This window comes from Frankia sp. CcI49 (assembly GCF_001983215.1).
GTDB lineage: Bacteria > Actinomycetota > Actinomycetes > Frankiales > Frankiaceae > Parafrankia > Parafrankia irregularis.
Window position 1 is genome coordinate 83,376 of record NZ_MOWP01000009.1, and the last position, 16,529, is coordinate 99,904.

9 protein-coding genes are annotated in these 16,529 nt (G+C 69.2%); 3 read left to right on the forward strand and 6 right to left on the reverse strand.

The annotated features are described in order from the left end of the window. Positions 1 to 80: 80 nt before the first annotated feature. Complete coding sequence (locus CcI49_RS09225; protein WP_076825686.1) at positions 81 to 2,630, reverse strand: glycosyltransferase family 39 protein; 2,550 nt, start codon at positions 2,628 to 2,630, stop codon at positions 81 to 83. Then, a complete protein-coding gene (locus CcI49_RS09230; RefSeq protein ID WP_076825688.1) occupies positions 2,627 to 4,021 on the reverse strand; it encodes a bifunctional glycosyltransferase family 2/GtrA family protein in 1,395 nt (464 codons plus the stop codon). The genes CcI49_RS09225 and CcI49_RS09230 overlap by 4 nt, the downstream gene beginning before the upstream one ends. Positions 4,022 to 5,061: 1,040 nt before the next feature. Here CcI49_RS09230 and CcI49_RS39555 point away from each other — a divergent pair. From CcI49_RS39555 to CcI49_RS09245, 3 genes are read left to right on the forward strand one after another with little or no spacing between them, the layout of a single operon-like run. Further along, positions 5,062 to 6,636, forward strand: a complete 1,575-nt coding sequence (locus CcI49_RS39555; protein WP_158230732.1) for a toll/interleukin-1 receptor domain-containing protein — start codon at positions 5,062 to 5,064, stop codon at positions 6,634 to 6,636. A 26-nt stretch (positions 6,637 to 6,662) separates the two neighbouring features. Continuing rightward, positions 6,663 to 7,154 carry a hypothetical protein gene (locus CcI49_RS09240; protein WP_076825690.1) on the forward strand — a complete coding sequence of 164 codons (492 nt, stop codon included), beginning with the start codon at positions 6,663 to 6,665 and terminating at the stop codon, positions 7,152 to 7,154. Further along, a complete protein-coding gene (locus CcI49_RS09245; RefSeq protein ID WP_131831045.1) occupies positions 7,151 to 11,050 on the forward strand; it encodes a hypothetical protein in 3,900 nt (1,299 codons plus the stop codon). Before CcI49_RS09240 ends, CcI49_RS09245 begins: the two co-directional genes overlap by 4 nt. Positions 11,051 to 11,126: 76 nt before the next feature. On the opposite strand, the gene CcI49_RS09250 is transcribed toward CcI49_RS09245, so the two are convergent. The 4 genes from CcI49_RS09250 to CcI49_RS09265 all read right to left on the reverse strand — a co-directional run bounded on the left by CcI49_RS09250 (position 11,127) and on the right by CcI49_RS09265 (position 16,491). Continuing rightward, positions 11,127 to 12,797, reverse strand: coding sequence for a CocE/NonD family hydrolase (locus tag CcI49_RS09250; RefSeq protein ID WP_076825694.1), 1,671 nt, complete (start codon positions 12,795 to 12,797; stop codon positions 11,127 to 11,129). 105 nt (positions 12,798 to 12,902) lie between these two features. Further along, a complete protein-coding gene (locus CcI49_RS09255; RefSeq protein ID WP_076825696.1) occupies positions 12,903 to 14,201 on the reverse strand; it encodes a helix-turn-helix domain-containing protein in 1,299 nt (432 codons plus the stop codon). After that, positions 14,198 to 15,196, reverse strand: coding sequence for an SDR family NAD(P)-dependent oxidoreductase (locus CcI49_RS09260; RefSeq protein ID WP_076825938.1), 999 nt, complete (start codon positions 15,194 to 15,196; stop codon positions 14,198 to 14,200). Before CcI49_RS09260 ends, CcI49_RS09255 begins: the two co-directional genes overlap by 4 nt. Before the next feature lie 89 nt (positions 15,197 to 15,285). Then, positions 15,286 to 16,491 carry an aromatic ring-hydroxylating dioxygenase subunit alpha gene (locus CcI49_RS09265; protein ID WP_076825698.1) on the reverse strand — a complete coding sequence of 402 codons (1,206 nt, stop codon included), beginning with the start codon at positions 16,489 to 16,491 and terminating at the stop codon, positions 15,286 to 15,288. Positions 16,492 to 16,529: the final 38 nt, after the last annotated feature.

The window sequence follows — 16,529 nt, forward strand, 5'->3', positions numbered from 1 at the left end:
TCCCCGGATCCGACCAGGGTAGGTCCTCTCTCCACGGTCAGGCATGGAGAGAGGACCTACGGGTTTGGACCTGCTCGTTTCTAGCTGTTCACCGGCTTGGTGAGGTCGTAGACGGTCTGGCCGCCCACGGTCAGCGCGGTGAAGTTCTCGGTGACCCACGTCGAGATCTCACTGTTGCCGCCGAAGCCGCCGCCCCCGCCCCCGCCGCCGAAGTCGGGCAGACCGCCGGTGCCCGTCGCCGCGTCGCCGCCGGTGTTCTGGTCACCAGCCCCGGACTGCGTGCCGCCGTTGGTCCCGGACTGGGTGCCTCCGGTGCCTCCGGTGCCTACGGACTGCGCGGTTTCGCCGGTGCCGCTGGTCGCGGTGTTGGTGAACATGCCGCCACCCATGCCACCGGCGATGAAGTAGTGGATCTCGCCGTCGTTGACGTACTGCTTGAACTGCTCCAGCGTGATCGCCGGATCGCTGCCGGACCAGCCGCCCATCGCCACCACCGGGCTGCCCCCGCTGGCGAGCTCCATCGACGCGGCCGACTGCGAGGTGCTCGTCGCGGCGACCCAGYGGTAGCCCTCGGCGCCCTCGGAGAGGAGTTTGCCCAGCTCGTCGCTGACGTCCTCGCCCATGCCCCCGCCGCGCATGCCGCCGTCCGCGCCCGTTCCGCCGTTCCCGGTCGTGCCGCCGTTCCCGGTCGTGCCGCCGCCCGGGAAGCCCTGACCGCCTCCGGGGAAGCCCTGACCGCCGCCTGGGAAGCCCTGACCGCCGTTCGCCTCCACGATGCCCGGCCCGCCGCCCGTGCGTCCGAAGCCACCCATGCCGCCGCCGGAGGGGCCTGCCAGGGGGATCGAACCGGTATGCGGCTGTGAGGCGGTCTCCAGCGCGTAGCCCGCCGGGGCGGCCAGCGCGCCGAACGCGACGACCACGGCGAGCGCGACCACCGTCCTGCGGATCACGCGCTGGCTTGCGACCGCGGCGACCGCCCCGACCCGGACCAGATGCGGGCCCGCGAGTACCGCGACCGCCCCCACCAGGCCGGCGACGAGCACCGGCAGCCGCAGCCAGCCCTGCCAGTCGTCGTTCCGCCCGAGCAGGACGTACGGCCAGATCGAGGCGGCCGCGATGCCCGCCGCCAGGAACACCCGGGAGATGATCTCGCCGCGGGCGCGCCAGAGCTCATGCAGCCCGATCGCGATGGTGCCGGCGATGGCGGGGGCAAGCGCCACCGAGTAGTACTCGTGGACGATGCCCTCCATATAGCTGAAGGTCAGGCCGGTCACCAGCATCCAGACGCCCCACAGCACCAGCCCGGCGCGGGCGCGGTCGGTGCGCGGCGCCCGCCGGGTCGCCCACAGACCGCCGACCAGCAGGACGAGCGCGGCCGGCAGCAGCCAGGAGATCTGGTCGCCGAAGTTGTCGCCGAACATCCGGTCGAGGCCGGTGGCGCCGCCGAAGCCGCCACCCCCACCGGGGCCGTTCATCGTGAACTCGCCGCCTCCCGGCGGGCCGCCGTTCGCGCTGAAGTACTGCTCGATCTCGGTAAGCGCGGCCTGGCCACCGGGGAGGTTGCCTCGGCCGCCGCCACCGCCGCCCGGGCCGTTGCTCTCACCGAAGATCCGGCCCAGGCCGTTGTAGCCGAACGCCAGGCCGAGCACGCTGTTGTCCTCGGAGCCGCCGATGTAGGGTCGCGAGCTCTTCGGCCACAGGTCGGTGGCGAGCACCCACCAGCCGGCCCCGACCAGGATGCCGCCGACGCCGGCGAGCACCCCGCCGACGCGGCGCCACCAGCCGGTCGGCGCGGCGATCAGGTACGCCAGCCCGAAGGCGGGAACCACCAGGAACGCCTGCATCATCTTGGTCAGGAAGGCGAAGCCGACGGCCACACCGGCGGCGACCAGCCACCGCCAGGACGCGGCCTCCAGCGCGCGGGTGACCGCGTAGGCGCCGACGACCAGCAGCAGCACGAGCAGGGCGTCCGGGTTGTTGAAGCGGAACATCAGCACCGCGACCGGGGTGAGCGCGCACAGCACCCCGGCCAGCAGGCCGGCCACCGGACCGGCGACCCGGCGGACGGTGGCGTACAGGAGCCCGACCGTCGCGACCCCGCACAGCGCGTTCGGGACGAGCATGCTCCAGCTGGAGAAACCGAAGATGCGTCCGGACAGCGCCATCATCCACAGCGAGGCCGGAGGTTTGTCCACGGTGATGAAGTTCGACGAGTCCAGCGACCCGAAGAACATCGCCTTCCAGCTCAGCGTGCCGGCCTGGACGGCCGCCGCGTAGAAGCTGTTCGCGTTGCCCGAGGCGCCCAGGTCCCACAGGTAGAGCACAGCGGTGGCGGCGAGCAGCGCCAGCAGCGCCGGGCGCACCCAGCGTGGGTCGTCCGGCCGGCCGCGGACCAGCCGGGCGAACCGCCCACCCGCGGCCGCACCACCCGCCCGGTGCCCCGCACCCGAGGGCCGGGCACCGGGCTGGGTCGGTTGCTCCGCCTCCCGGACGTCCTCGTCCTCCGGACCGCGCTGCACCGGCGGCGGGATGACCTCGGCCTGCTCACCGGAACGCTGCTCACCGGAAAACGGCGCGTCGGAATGCGGCGCGTCGGAGCGCGGCGCCTCGGCATCTCTGTTGACTTTCATCGATCCTTTTCCGGGTTCCGGTTACGGGCCTGGGGCTGGGGCTGGGCGGCAGCGGACGCCGGAGGCGTTCGCGGCGACGTGGGCGGAGACGGAGCGGGCACGACGGCGGGCCTGGGCGAGGACACGACCTTTCCGGGCGTCCCGTCGCGGCGCGGGTGGAAGACCCAGACGCGGAAGGCGACGAAGCGCAGCACCGTGACCACCAGGTTCGCGATGACGAGCACCGCGAGCTCGACCCCGCGGCCCGGTTCGTCGGCGAGGGTGTGCAGGCCGGCGAGCGCGCCGCTGGTCAGGGCCAGCCCGACCGCGAAGATCACCAGGCCCTCGACGTGGCTCCGGGCGCCGACACCGCGGACGCCGAACGTCAGCCGGCGGTTGGCGGCGGTGTTGGCGACCGCGGTGAGGAGCAGCGCGAGAAGGTTCGCGGCCTGCGGGCCGAGCCACCCGCGCAGCAGGACGAACACGATCAGGTAGGCGACCGTGCTCGCGACGCCGATGGCCACGAACCGGACGAGCTGCCGGACCAGCCGGGGCGGAACCTCCGGCAGATCAGACGTCAGCGGCGCGCGGCCGAGCTGGGCGCGCAGCTGACCGATGGGTAGCCGGCCGGTTGCCAGGGCCCGGCCCACCCGCGCCACGCCGCGCAGGTCGGCGAGCGCGGTCGCGACGATGTCGACCCTGCTGTCGGGGTCGTCCACCCAGTCCACCGGGACCTCGTGGATCCGCAGGCCGCAGCGTTCGGCCAGCACCAGCAGCTCGGTGTCGAAGAACCAGGCGGTGTCCAGCACCAGGGGCAGCAGACGGTGGGCGGCCTCGGTCCGCATCGCCTTGAAGCCGCACTGCGCGTCCGAGAAGCTGGCGCGCAGTGTCGTGCGTAGCAGCAGGTTGTAGCACCGGGAGATCACCTCACGCTTGGGCCCGCGCACCACCCGCGACCCGCGCGCCAGCCGGGACCCGATCGCCAGGTCCGAATGCCCGGAGATCAGCGGCGCCACCAGCGGCAGCAGCCCGCCGAGATCGGTCGACAGGTCGACGTCCATGTAGGCGACGACGCGGGCGGTGCTGGCCAGCCAGACCTGCCGCAGCGCCCGACCGCGGCCCTTCTGCTCCAGGTGGACGGCCCGGACGTCGGTCAGCTCCTGGGCGAGCCTGGACGCGCACGCCCAGGTCCCGTCGGTGCTGGCGTTGTCCGCGATCGTGATGACGGTGCTGAACGGGAAGGACTGCCCCAGAAAGGCGTGCAGCCTGCGGACGCTGGGTCCAAGATCGTTCTCTTCGTTGTAGACCGGAATGACGATCTCGACATCCGGGCCTGTCGCGTCGGTGCCTGCGGTCGCAGGCCCTGAGGTCACGCCCGAAAGTGGCCGCGACTCGACATCGTCCAGCATCATGGCGCCAGCGTTGCCGAGGAGGCTGGCGCTAGCCTTTGGCTCGCCTGTGAGTCAGCTATGAAACACGCCAATACAGGCCGATCCATTTGTTACGAGTCGGGGTCCTTTTCGCTTCCTGCCTCCCGAGAGAAAGCGCGCCCAAGTTCACCGGGAGGTCTCCAGCCAGATAACTCCAGGTGAACGCCACGAAACGGGCGATGGGTGACTGTTGGGGTCAGGGGCAAACCAGGACGGGGCCAGGACCGAGCCAGCCAGGTCAGCCAGGCACGACGGCGGATGCACAAGCTCACCGGGCTGCGCGCGGCGGCCGCCCGTGGCGCGGTAGCCACCGCCCTCGGCCGGCCTTTCCAGCCTCAGGCAGGAACCGCATGAGCCCGAAGCGTCGCTCCGTCATCGGCGTCGGTCGCCGTCGTCGCAGCAGTCGGCGGCTCCGCCATCGCCATCGTCACCGCCGCCGCTGGCATCGGTGCATCCGGCGGGCGCTGTGCTACGTGCCACCGCCATCCGCACCACCCGCGAACTCCGCACCGCCCAGTTCCCCCACCCCGACCGGTAACCCTGAGGGGGTTCGACCGTCCCATGACGATCGAACCCGTACCCCCGTCGCCCCTATAAGGAGTTCCGGACAGAGGAGGCTTCGGTGCCCCCACCATGCTGACCGGGCTACGCGAGGTCATCCAGTCGATCGCCGGCGCACTCCCCACGTTCGCTCTTCGCCGGCACCTTCGCCCTCGTTGGTCCGCCCTGGGCCCGGCGGTCGTATCTACGCTCTCGACTACGCCGACCGCCTCACCGATCTCGGCGCCGTTCTCATCGGCCGCAACCGCAGCGTGCCCAAGTCCTGCCACTGACAGCGCGACTTGACGCCGTAATCCGTCGGATGTCCTGCTCGACATGATTTTTGTCCGCCCCCGCAACATCGGCAAGCGGGGGTAGACTTGGCTCGCTTAATCCTGACTGACCGGTCCGCTACGACGTGGCCGATGCCGCCTGGCGGCTTGTCGGGAGCGAGTGTCGTCGGCGCATCGGGGGAAACGGGGATGGAAGGGCTCAGCTACGCAGAGGTGCAGGAGCTCGCCCGCGTGTTCTACGAGGGGCGCCAGGCCCGCTCGTTGCTCACCAGCGCCGGGCTGAGCTTCGCCGTCATGCCGCCGATCGGCTCTACTGCGGAGACATTCTGGGTCGAGGTCGATCGGCTCCTGCGACACGGTGCTTTTCCAGACGGCCGGCGTCGGATTCTCGAGACAGCTGCGGCGAACTTTCCGGCGAATGAGATCTTCATCCGCGGAGCGGCCAATACGGTCGCTGTCGACACCTCGCCCATAGCGGACCGGAGCGAGCCTCGTTGGGTCGAGCGGGGCGAGCCCTCCACCGCAGGGGCCGGCCGGCAGGATTCATCCGGCCCGCAGGGCTCCCACGGTAACCCGCCGGCCGGCTCCCAGCCGGGAACGGCTCGCACTCCACCAGGTGCTTCAGCCGATGTTGCCGAGTATGTGCCGAGAGTAGGGCAACGTGCAATAGTTGTCTGCCTGGATGCGGTCGGATACAGCAATCATCCGGACTGGGCACAACTCGAAATGCATGCCGGTCAACGGTCGCTTGTCGACAAAGTCATCGAACGTGTCGACATCTCCCTTGCTCTCCTTTGGACCTGGGACCGCGGAGACGGTTTCCTTCTAGGAATCTCGCCGACCGGAGTGAGAGAGACAATCGGTGCCGAGTTCGTCAGGGAGCTCGTCCTGGCACTTCGGGCGTACAACCGGACTCGAAACGAACTCGGCCGGCTCCGGCTGCGTGTCTCCCTTGATGAGGGGCACGTGATCTCTGACGGTGCGAGCTGGGCTGGCGACGCCATCGTGAGAGCCGCGCGGCTTGTCGATTCCGCGCCGCTACGCGCCGCGCTCACCGAGCATCAGGATGCAGACCTGGCGCTCATCGTTTCCGACGACCTGTTCGAGTCGACGTTCAGCACAGATTTCAGCTGGCCGCGCCGGGATTCCTTCGGTTCCGTCGACGTGAACGCGGCCAAGTTCAGCGGTAGAGGGTGGCTGGCGGTTCCCGAGGGCGCGGAGGATCATCTGGGTCGACGGGCGCCGCATGTATCCGAAGGCCGGCGGAGGCAGCCGGTGGCCGAGAGTGCCGGGACCACCGAAGCCGGAGCGCACAAATGGGACTTCCTTGTCTCGGCCGCCGAACACGACGAGAGCTGGGCATCGTGGATCGCGTGGCAGTTGGAGGAGAGAGGCTACCGGGCACACCTCGAGACCTGGGATGTCGCGGCCGGAGCCGTCATCGCCGAGGCACTTGACGACGCGATCCGTCATGCGCAGCGCACGATCGTCGTGCTGTCCCCGTCGTATCTTCAGTCATCAATGGTGCGCGCCGCCTGGCAGCGGGCCTGGGCGCGTGACCCGGCGGGCGTGCGGCGCCTGCTCATTCCCGTCAGAGTCGCACCCTGCGATCCGGACGGACTTCTGCGCGGGATTCGCTATATCGATCTGGTTGGCCTCGACGAGCGACGTTCAAATGCATATCTGCTGGAGCAGATCGAACGGTCGGTGGTCGGTCGATATCGACCCACCGAGGCTCCGCGGTTCCCAGGGTCCTGGGAGTAATCTGTCTTCGTACATGCGAGGGGGGCATGGGCATGTCACGTCCGATGGTGGCAGGGGTCGGCAGCGGGTCCACGTTCGTTCTGGCCGGTGCCGCGGGGGCAGCCGGTGGGCTGATAGGCGACAGTCCGCTGTGGGCATCGCTGGGGTGCGCGGCGGCGCTCGTTGTCGGAGGGTTTATTACCACGTGGGTGACCATGCGCACGGCGAACGAGGATGCGCCCGACAGCCCTACACCGCCGGCGGAAGCCACGGTCACCCACTCCGTCACCCACACGGGGAACAACGACGTCAAGGATGTCGAGGGCTCGGGCTCGGGGCCGGTGATCGCTGTCAATTACGGCCATGTCGGATCGCCGGCGTCGCCCGAGAGCTCCACGCAGGGGCCGGCAGCCACGACAAACACCGTCAAGCACGAGGGCGACAACTCCGTCAGCGGACTTTCCGGTTCCGGTGAAGGTTCCGTGACTGGCGTCAACTATGGAACGGTCGAATCACCGCGTGGCGGTTCCACTCCGTGACCACGGGCAACGCCCATCACGGCAACAACACGGTCACGGGTCTGRCCTCGCCGAGCGGGCCCGTCACAGGGGTGAACTACGGCACCGTTCAACAGTTGTTCTTCAGCGGCCAGTACACCCAGCTCAAAGACGCCTCCATCGCTCTGGACTCTGTGCCCGTGTTTCTGGGCCTGATCGACCCGGCGAACCACAGCGATCTTCTGGGCATGTTCACGGGCCGCACGGAACTACTGCGCAAGATAGACGAAATCATAGACAACTGCGTTGACAAAGGTCAGGGAAAGTACCTTCTTATCGAGGCGGAGGCGGGCGTCGGAAAATCGGCGATCGCGGCGCGTCTCGCGTTCGACCGCGACCGCTCCTGGCCTGCGCATTTCACCTTTCTAGGTTTCAACAACCCGGCGCGAACCCGGCGTAGCCTGGCCGCCCAGCTGATTGCACGCTGGAATCTGGGGGAGCAGCTCCACGGTGGCATGCTCCCGGAGACGGAGGGTGGCACACCCGAGTTTCTGAACAATACTTTGTGCGCTGCGGCCGCAAGGAGGGAGCAGACGGAGCCAGACAAGCCGGTCGTCCTTGTGGTGGATGGACTGAACGAGGCCCCTGCGGCCGATCCAGGCCAAATGCCGTTCGGGCTTCCGGAGGTGCTTCCCGCCGGAACTGTCGTTGTGGCCACGACCAGACACGGCCTGCCACTCCCGTACAAGGTGCAGCGCATCGTCGAGACAATTGTTGTGGAGAGCGCGGAGAACCGCGAGGAACTACTCAGCTACCTGCGGCTGATAACCCGGCGTGATGCGGACCTCAAAACGGCGCTGGAATCCGATGGAATCAATAATGAATCATTCTGCCAGGCGCTTACAAATCGTTCGGAAGGTGTCTGGATCTACGCGAGAAACGTGCTTGACCAGATCCGGGCCGGGCAGCGCTCGGGGCTCGACATCGATCAGCTTCCACTAGGCCTGGTCGAATACTATGCGGACAGTCTCAGACGATGGCGGGACTCTCTCGGCGCCAGCTGGCCTACGCTCGGCCTGCCGCTTCTCGGCACGTTGGCCGCCGCCCGTGCAGCAATGCCAGGAGAAACCCTGGCACGTTGGTCCGGGCTGTCTTTGAACGATGTCGACGGCATACTGGACGGGCTGTTCCGACCTTTTCTCGCAGTCGACGACCGGTCGCTTGGCGGCGGGCCGAAAAGATCTTACTACGCGATACGGCATCAGAGCTTTCGGGAGTGTTGTGAAGGACCGCGGCCCCCCATAAAAGAACTCGATCCCAGTCTGCGCCCGTTGGCGCGGGCGATCAGGGAGGCGACGGCCGATGCCCATCAGCGCATCACCGACGACCTGTTGCCCAGCGGTGACATGCATACCCGGGTCTGGCCACCGGATGGATATATCCGGGCGTATCTCGCGGAGCACGCGGCCCCGGCCGGGCGTCTTGATGCACTCGTGCAGGAACCAGACTTCCTGCTCTTCGTAGGCTCGGAGGCCGTGTCACGGCTTCGTGGCCGGCTGAGGACTCTGGACGGCCGCACTGCGGCCGCTGCCGCCGCGCTGGCCGCAAACTCCGCGAACGGTGGCGACGCGGACAGCCAACGGCGCTGGCTGGAGGTTTCGGCGCGGAAGCTGCACGCCTCGAATCTGGCGGCGAACGTACAGGAGCTCCTTTCGGACTCCTGGTACCCATCGGCGGCCGCTTGGTCGGGCACGGTACATCGGATGCTCCCCGGCCACGCCAATGTGGTCGCCGTGGTCGCAGAGATAGCGAGGCCCGGCTCGGATCACCTGCTCGCCTCGGCTGGATTTGACGGTTCAGTACGGTTGTGGAATCCAGAGAAAGGGTCGGCGGAGGCCGTTCTGACCGGCCATACCGCCAGGGTGGTTACCCTCACCACGGTGGTGCAGGCCAACGGCAAGGTGAGGCTGGCCTCGGCGGGTTACGACTCGACGGTACGGGTGTGGGACGTCGACGACGCCTCGAATCTGTCTGTTCTGAGCGGCCATGCCAACACGATCAGCGCGCTGATCTCAATTCGTCGGCCCGACGCCGGAGATCTCCTGGCATCCGCCAGCTGGGATAATACGGTACGTCTCTGGGACATGGACTCCCTTGCGGAGTTCGCGGTTCTGGACGGACATACCGAACCTGTCGTCGCTCTGGCGGCTGTCAGYGGTCCGGGCGGTGACCGAATGCTGGCGTCCGCCGGCGGAGACGGGACCGTACGCTTATGGAAGCCGGACGCGACCCCGTTTGGTGTGCTCACGGAGGGCGCGGCGACGAGTCCGGGGCCTATTCTCGCCCTGGCGACGATTCCCCGCCAGGGCGTCGGAAGTCTGCTTGTCGCCGCCGGCCACGACAAGCTTGTGCGTCTCTGGGATCCTGAGCGGCGGGTCATGCTCGCCACAGGTTCCGCGCACACCGACGCGGTGGTCGCGCTTACGGTGATCGATAGATCCGACGGCAGGCGGCTGGTGGCTTCAGCCGGCAATGACGGCTCGATCGTGCTCTGGGACGCGAACAGGATGACAAGGGTGGCCACGCTCGCGGGCCATTCCGACGCTGTGGTGGCCTTGGACGTTGTGTCCAGGCCTGACGGCGGCAGTCTGCTTGCTTCTGCCGGCTATGACTCGACCGTCCGGCTCTGGGATCCGGATACCGGCCAGGAGGTTTCGACGCTCACCGGCCATTCGGGCCGGGTGGAGGCGCTGACCGTGGTCAACCGGCAGCAGGACGCACACCTGCTGGCCTCGGCCGGTTACGACGGAACGGTCCGGCTCTGGGACACGGACACGGTGCCCCTCGTCGGGCACAGTGGTCCGATCCAGGCTCTCGCGCTCGTCACCGGAGACCGCGGGCGGCGGCTGCTCGCGTCGGCCTCTTACGATCACACCGTCCGCCTGTGGGATGCGCGGACGGCTGAGGAGCTCGGACCGCTGGCCGGGCATTCCGACGCGGTTGTGGCACTGGCGACGATCAGTCTTGCGGGCCCGGGTGGAAGCCTGCTCGCGTCGGGGAGCTATGACGGGACGGTGCGTCTCTGGCACCCTGAGACGCACGGTCAGTTCGCGGTTCTAGAAGGGCACACGGACCGTGTCGTTGAGGTGATTCCACTGCGGCGTTCGGACGGAAGGCGGCTGATTGCCTCCGCGAGCCGCGACGAGACGATCCGCCTCTGGGATGTCCAGAACGCCACGGAGGTCGAAGTACTTCACGGGCATTCTGACTCGGTTACGACACTGACTACGATTGGCGGAAGCGGCCTGCTGGCATCCGGTGGCTATGACGGCACGGTGCGACTCTGGAGTCCGGACTCAGGCGAACAGGTGGGGCTTCTCAAAGGCCATACGAGCCGTGTCGTGGCGTTGACGGCGTTGCAGCGCCCAGATGGCCGCTGGCTGCTCGCGTCAGCGGGCTGGGACCGGACGGTTCATCTGTGGGACGTCACGAGCTTCTCGCTCGTCGAGGTCCTTTCCGGGCACGGGGACACGGTTTCCGCCCTCGCGGTGCTGACGGGCGCGGACGGCCGCCAGAGACTGGCATCGGGCAGTTGGGATCAGACGATTCGGCTCTGGGACCTGGATGAACTCGATAAGCCGCGGACGTTGGCAGGCCATACCGACGCGGTGCAGGCATTGGCCGTCGTTTCCCGCGTCGGCGCCTGCGCTCTGCTCGCGTCCGCGTCAAGCGACGGTTCAGTTCGGCTGTGGGAGCCGGGCCCGAGCGCTGGCATGCCGGACATCACCCTGGTCGGCCACACCGATTCGGTCGCTGCCCTGGTGGCCACGGACGATGCTGGCGCCGGACCGGCGCTCGCGTCTGCTGGCTACGACCGGTCGATCATCCTCTGGTCGGAGTCCGCGATTCGCACCGGGCGCTCTGGTCAGGGTTGCTGAGACAGCGGACCGCCCGTCATCAGGCCACCAGGCCCCTGGGCAGGCGCCGGGGACCTGGGGCAATGCCGCTTCCGGATCAGCTGGCCGTGGGGAGGGTCAGCGTGGATCCACCCGCGCCGGTCGCGACCGTGACGTCGACTGGAGTCTCGTTCTGGGTGAGCATGTCCGAGGCGCCGCCGGAAACGCGCACGGCGATGCGGTGGCCGGCCGCGAACTGCCAGTCGTCGGGCCGGATCGCGACGGTGAGGGTGACGGGTGAACCAGTCGGCACCGATGTGGGCGTGACGCTGGACGACCGGTGGCTGGCACGGAGGAAGCCGTTGTTGACCAGCGTCTCCTTGCCGTCCGGCCCGATGTCGAGCAGTTCGGCGTAGAGGTTCGCGTCGGGGCCGGACAGGGTCGCCTTCAGCGTGAGAGCCGGCCGGCCGAACAGGGATGTCGGTGCGGTCAGCGCGCTGGTGCTGAACAGGACGGACCCGCCGGCCGTGGACGGATCCTGCGGCTGGTGGAACGTCTTCGTACCGGCCGTGGGGCCGGCCGTGCCGAGCGAGCCGTCCGCATTGAGGGCGAAGGACTGTGTGACGGTGCCGGTCGGCCGATAGCCGGTGATCTCCCGCCAGCCCGGCGAGGTCGCGCCGCTGCCGGCACCGGCATGGCTGACCAGCGTCGGCTGGGCCGGGATCGGGACGTTCGGGAGTTTCATCACCCAGTGGTCGAACCAGGCGAGCGCGATGCCCGGGGAGAGCCCTTCGGAGTTACAGACACCCCCGCAGTTCGGGTAGAGCAGCGGGCTCAGGTGGGGCCACTGGCCGTAGATCGCCCAGGTCCGGTCGAGCGCGCCCTCGATGTTGGTGAACTGGCCGGAGCGGAAGTACTGGTCGACCCAGCCGCCCATGGTGAGGACCGGAACCTTGATCGAGTCGTAGCGGTCGGCGAAGGACCGCGACTGCCAGTACTCGTCGTAGGTGGGGTGCGCGCGGTTGGCGGCGTATTCGGCCTCGGTGTTGACCGCGCCACCGGTGATCGTCTGGGCGATCCCGGGCCAGTTGTCGATGCTGCCGCCCTCGGTCGATTTGATGCCGCCCGGGTAGATGACGTCCTGGTAGAGGTTCGCGGGCGACTGGAGCGGGGCGATGGCCACCAGATGCGGCGCCTGGTTGATGGCCGCGCCGTAGGTCGTCTGGCCGCCGTAGCTTTCGCCGGTCATTCCGATCCGGCCATTTGAATAGGGCTGGGTGGCCAGCCATTCGACCAGGTCGCGGGCGTCTTCTCCGTCCTGCGCCGACATGGCGTTCTGCCAGGTTCCCCCGGACCCGCCGGTCCCCCGCAGGTTGCAGATCAGTGCGTTGTATCCGTGGGTCGCGAAATACGTGCCCTCGCCGGCGACGTAGGACGTCCGTAAGATCGCGTACGGGGTGAACTCGACGACCAGGCCGGGAAACCTTCCCGAGGCCGGTGAGCCGTCGGTTGCCGGGCGGACCAGGGTGCAGCTCAGCGGGGTGCCGTCCCGGGTCGGCACCGTGATCTCGGCGGAGACGGCCTGGTGGGTGGCCGGCCGGTCGTAGCCCCACCACGCTTTTGTGGTGTCCGACAACGGTGCGGCGGCGACCGGCGTCGGCGCCGATGCCGCGGATGTCTCCGGTGTCGGCCTGTCGGTGCCCCCGGTCGACGAGGACGAGCAGGCGGCGAGCGCGAGGACGGCGATCGGAACGAGGCTGTGGACGAGCGTGCGTGTGCGGACGGCCATGAGACTCCTCCAAAATGTGTGGCAGAGTCTGCCATGCAATTTGGTGAAGGTCACGAAGTTGTCGGCCGACCTGGTGCTCCGCGCGGTGAGCGAAGCCGTCCTGTCCTAGCCGGGCGGACAGGGGCCCACCGGCTCCAGCTCCCCGGCGGCGAACGCCGCGTAGATCATCGGAAGGTCGCAGCCCCGCGCGGGATCGAGCCCGGTCAGCGCCGATGCCCGGCGCAGCCGGTAGTCGATGGTGTTCGGATGAACGTGGAGGCGGTCAGCCGTGCGGCGGCGGTCCAGCCCGCAGGAGAGAAAGACGCGCAGCGTCTCCAGAAGGTACGGCCGGGTGGCCAGCGGGCGCAGCAGGGCCGCGAAGTGGTCGCGAGCGGGGCCGGGCCTGGACATCTGATAGTCGAACGCCACGTCGCCGAGCTGGTAGATCCCGGCCGGCCGGCTGGACGCGCGGGCGACGTGGCGGATCTCGGCTGCCAGCCGGGCGGCGGAGGCGACGGCGTCCGGCCGGGCCGGCACGGCTCCGGCCATGACCTCCGCGCGCGTGGCACACCCGAGGCGGTCGGTCAGGGCGAGCAGCCGCTCCCATTCGTGCGGCGCCAGCATGTCCGCGGCCGTCTCTCCGAGCGTCCCCCCGGTGGTCTCCTCCTCGTCCAGCGGGACGAGGAGGAGACCACCATCTGCGGACAGCATGTCGAGCACGGTCCCGGAGGCGTTGCCCTCCACCTCCGTACGCATTCGGCGCAGCTTGCGGCGCGCGGCGACGGCCCGATCGCCAGCGTTCGCGCCGAGTTCGTCCGGATGCGGCCCGACCTCCAGGCTGATCACGGCGTAACGGGCGGGCAGCTGGACCGCTGCCCGGGCGGCGGCGTCTTCCGGTGGTTGTCCGGCCAACAGGGCGGACAGGACGGCCCGGCGTTCCCCGTGTTCCTCGGCGACCGTCGCCAGTCGGCTCTCCAGGTAGCCCGCGAGGACCTCCGGCATGACCTGACCGAGAAACCGCAGCAGCAGGCACGCGACCTGCAGCGCCGCCGGGAGATCCTCGGGTTCGGCCGCGGTGACGACACTCTGCGCGCAGACGTCGGCGCCGATGTGGTAGGCGCTGACCAGCACCTCGAGCGGGACGCCCTCGTCGGCCCGCAGGCTCGCCGACTCCCGGATCTCCCGCAGCTGCCTGCGGCTGGGAGGTCCGCCGGTGCGCAGCGTGTCGACGAACAGCCGTACGCACGACCGCACCAGCCCGGCGGTGTTCCCGTGGAGCTCGGCGGGCGGCATGGACGCGTGGCCGGATACCCGCTCGGACAGTTCGATCACGATCGACGCCGACAGCTCGGAGATCCGTGCCGAAAGCCACCTGTCCACGGAGACACCGTCGAGACGTAGCCCGACCTCCCCGACAACCGTCATGCGGAGCCGGTTGCCGGTGTCGGTGTCGGCGTCGGTGCCGGTGTCGGTGTCGGTGCGAAGGCGGAGGGGGTGGGGGCGCCCTGGAGGGTCCAGCCGGGGCCGGACCGCAACCAGCCGGCGGAGGCGGCGGTGCCGCCGTCGACGCTCATGGTGGTGCCGGTGATGTAGGCGGCACGGTCGGAACACAGGAACACGGCTGCGTCGGCGATCTCGGCGGCGATGCCCTCGCGGCCGAGCGGGACGTAACGCTCGATGCCGGGAACGCGCTCGGCCGGTGGACCGGGCAGCGTGTCGGGGTCGACCGGGCCGCGCATGATGCCGCGGATGCCGGCGGTGGCGGTCATGTCAGGGGCGATCGCGTTGATCCGGATGCCGGTCTCGGCGAGCTCCAGCGCCATCGTGCGCGTGAAGTTGATCATTCCGGCCTTGCAGGCGGCGTAGACCGCGTACATCGGGGCGGCCCGCATCCCCTCGATGCTGGTGATGTTGACGATCGAGCCGCCGCCCCGCCGCGCGCCCTCGCTTCCGCGCGCCTCACCGGCAGCCGCGTTCCCGGTGCCAGGGTTCCCGGTGCCAGGGTTACCGGCGGCGACGGTCTGGGCGATCAGCGGGGCCGCGGTCGAGGTGGCCGCCAGCATGCTGACGAGGTTGATGTCGATGTGCCGCCGCCAGCTGCGCTCGCTCTGGTCGAGGAACCGGCTCGCCTTCACCCCGCCCGCGTTGTTGACCAGGATGTCCAGCCGGCCGAACTCGGCGTGCGTGGCGGTGATGGCGTCGGCGAGCGCCGCGGTGTCCATGACGTCCGCGGGCAGCGCGACGGCCAGCCCACCCTCCTTCTCGATCAGTTCGGCGGTGGCGGCGGCCCGGGTCGGGTCGATCTCGACCAGACCGACCCGCACTCCGGCCGCGGCAAGCCCGCGTGCGATCGCCTGCCCGATGCCGGCACCCGCGCCGGTCACCACCGCCGCCCTGCCGGTCAGCCCGAGATCGAACATCGCCATGACGTCATCCACTCCTGTTACTCGTGATTGCTCGTACTCAGGTCGCCCTCGTGTTTTCGGGTCGCCCTCACGGCCGTGGCCGTTCAGCCGTGCCACGCCAGGATCGCGGCCTGCTGGGCGCGGTAGGCCGCGAGCACCTCCTCGAAGCCGCGGTGCAGGTGCTGCGGGGCCGGTTCGTTCCGGCCGAACAGCACATGGTCGACCATTCCGAGGCGTAGGCCGGGCTCGGTGCGGCCCGCGACCCAGAAGTCCTCACCGTCGACGACCGTCTCGCAGATCCACGGCGCCATGTCGACCGCCTTGGAATGCTCGGCCTCGGTCAGCCCGGGTCGCAGGTAGGAGGTGTGCACGACCTCGGAGGACCTCTCGTCGACCGGCAGGACCTGCCAGAGGTCGATGTGCCGGGCGTCGAAGGTGAGGCTGACGTTCGGGAACAGCGCGTACTGGTAACTGAAGTGCCCGGAGACGTCCCCCCACTCGGCCTCGGGGCGCTCCCGCAGCTCGACGATCGACTTCAGCGCCGACGTGTTGCGCAGGTGCCGGCCGAACGGGTCGAAGGTCAGCACGCCACCGACGGCGTAGCCGGCGAGGGTGTCCTTGTGCAGGTAGTTGAAGTGGTAGTTCTCCCGGAACGTGTCCAGGGTGACCTTCCAGTTCGCGCCGACCTGGTGGACGTGCGGCTCACCATGCGGCCGCCAGCTGGCGAAGTCGAGCATCGCGAGCTCCTCGGCCAGGCCTGGGCCGAGGTAGTCGTCGACGTCGATCGGTGAGCCGGGGCGCAGCCGGCCGACGATCAGCCCGTGGCCTTCCGCCACCTCGAGGCGGATGAGGCCGTACTCCGCCCGGTCGATCCCGGCGAAGCCCTCGGGGACGGGTATCCGGCCGAGCCTGCCGTCGAGGCTGTAGTTCCAGGCGTGGAACGGGCAGGTCAGCCGGATCGCCTCGCCGGCGCCGTCGCACAGCCGCACTCCGCGGTGCCGGCAGGCGTTGACGAACGCGTGCACCTGGCCGTCGGCGTCCCTGCTCAGCAGCACCGGGGTGCCGAGGATGTCGACGGCCCGATAGGTCTCCGGCTCGGGCAGCGCGCCGGACAGGCACAGCACCAGCGGCTGCTCGAGGAACAGCGCGTCGAGCTCCTCACGCTGGCGCGCCGCCGAGTAGGCGTCGGCCGGCAGCCTCATGACGTCCTCGGCCATGTCCGTCGTGCGCCGCTCGATGTGGTCGAGCAGCCGGCGCGCGATGTCGTGCTCCAGCGCTGTCCTGCCGGTCCTCGCGATGATCCCGTCCACGTTCGTCTCCTGTGTCTCTTTCTCCTCTGGCTCCTCTG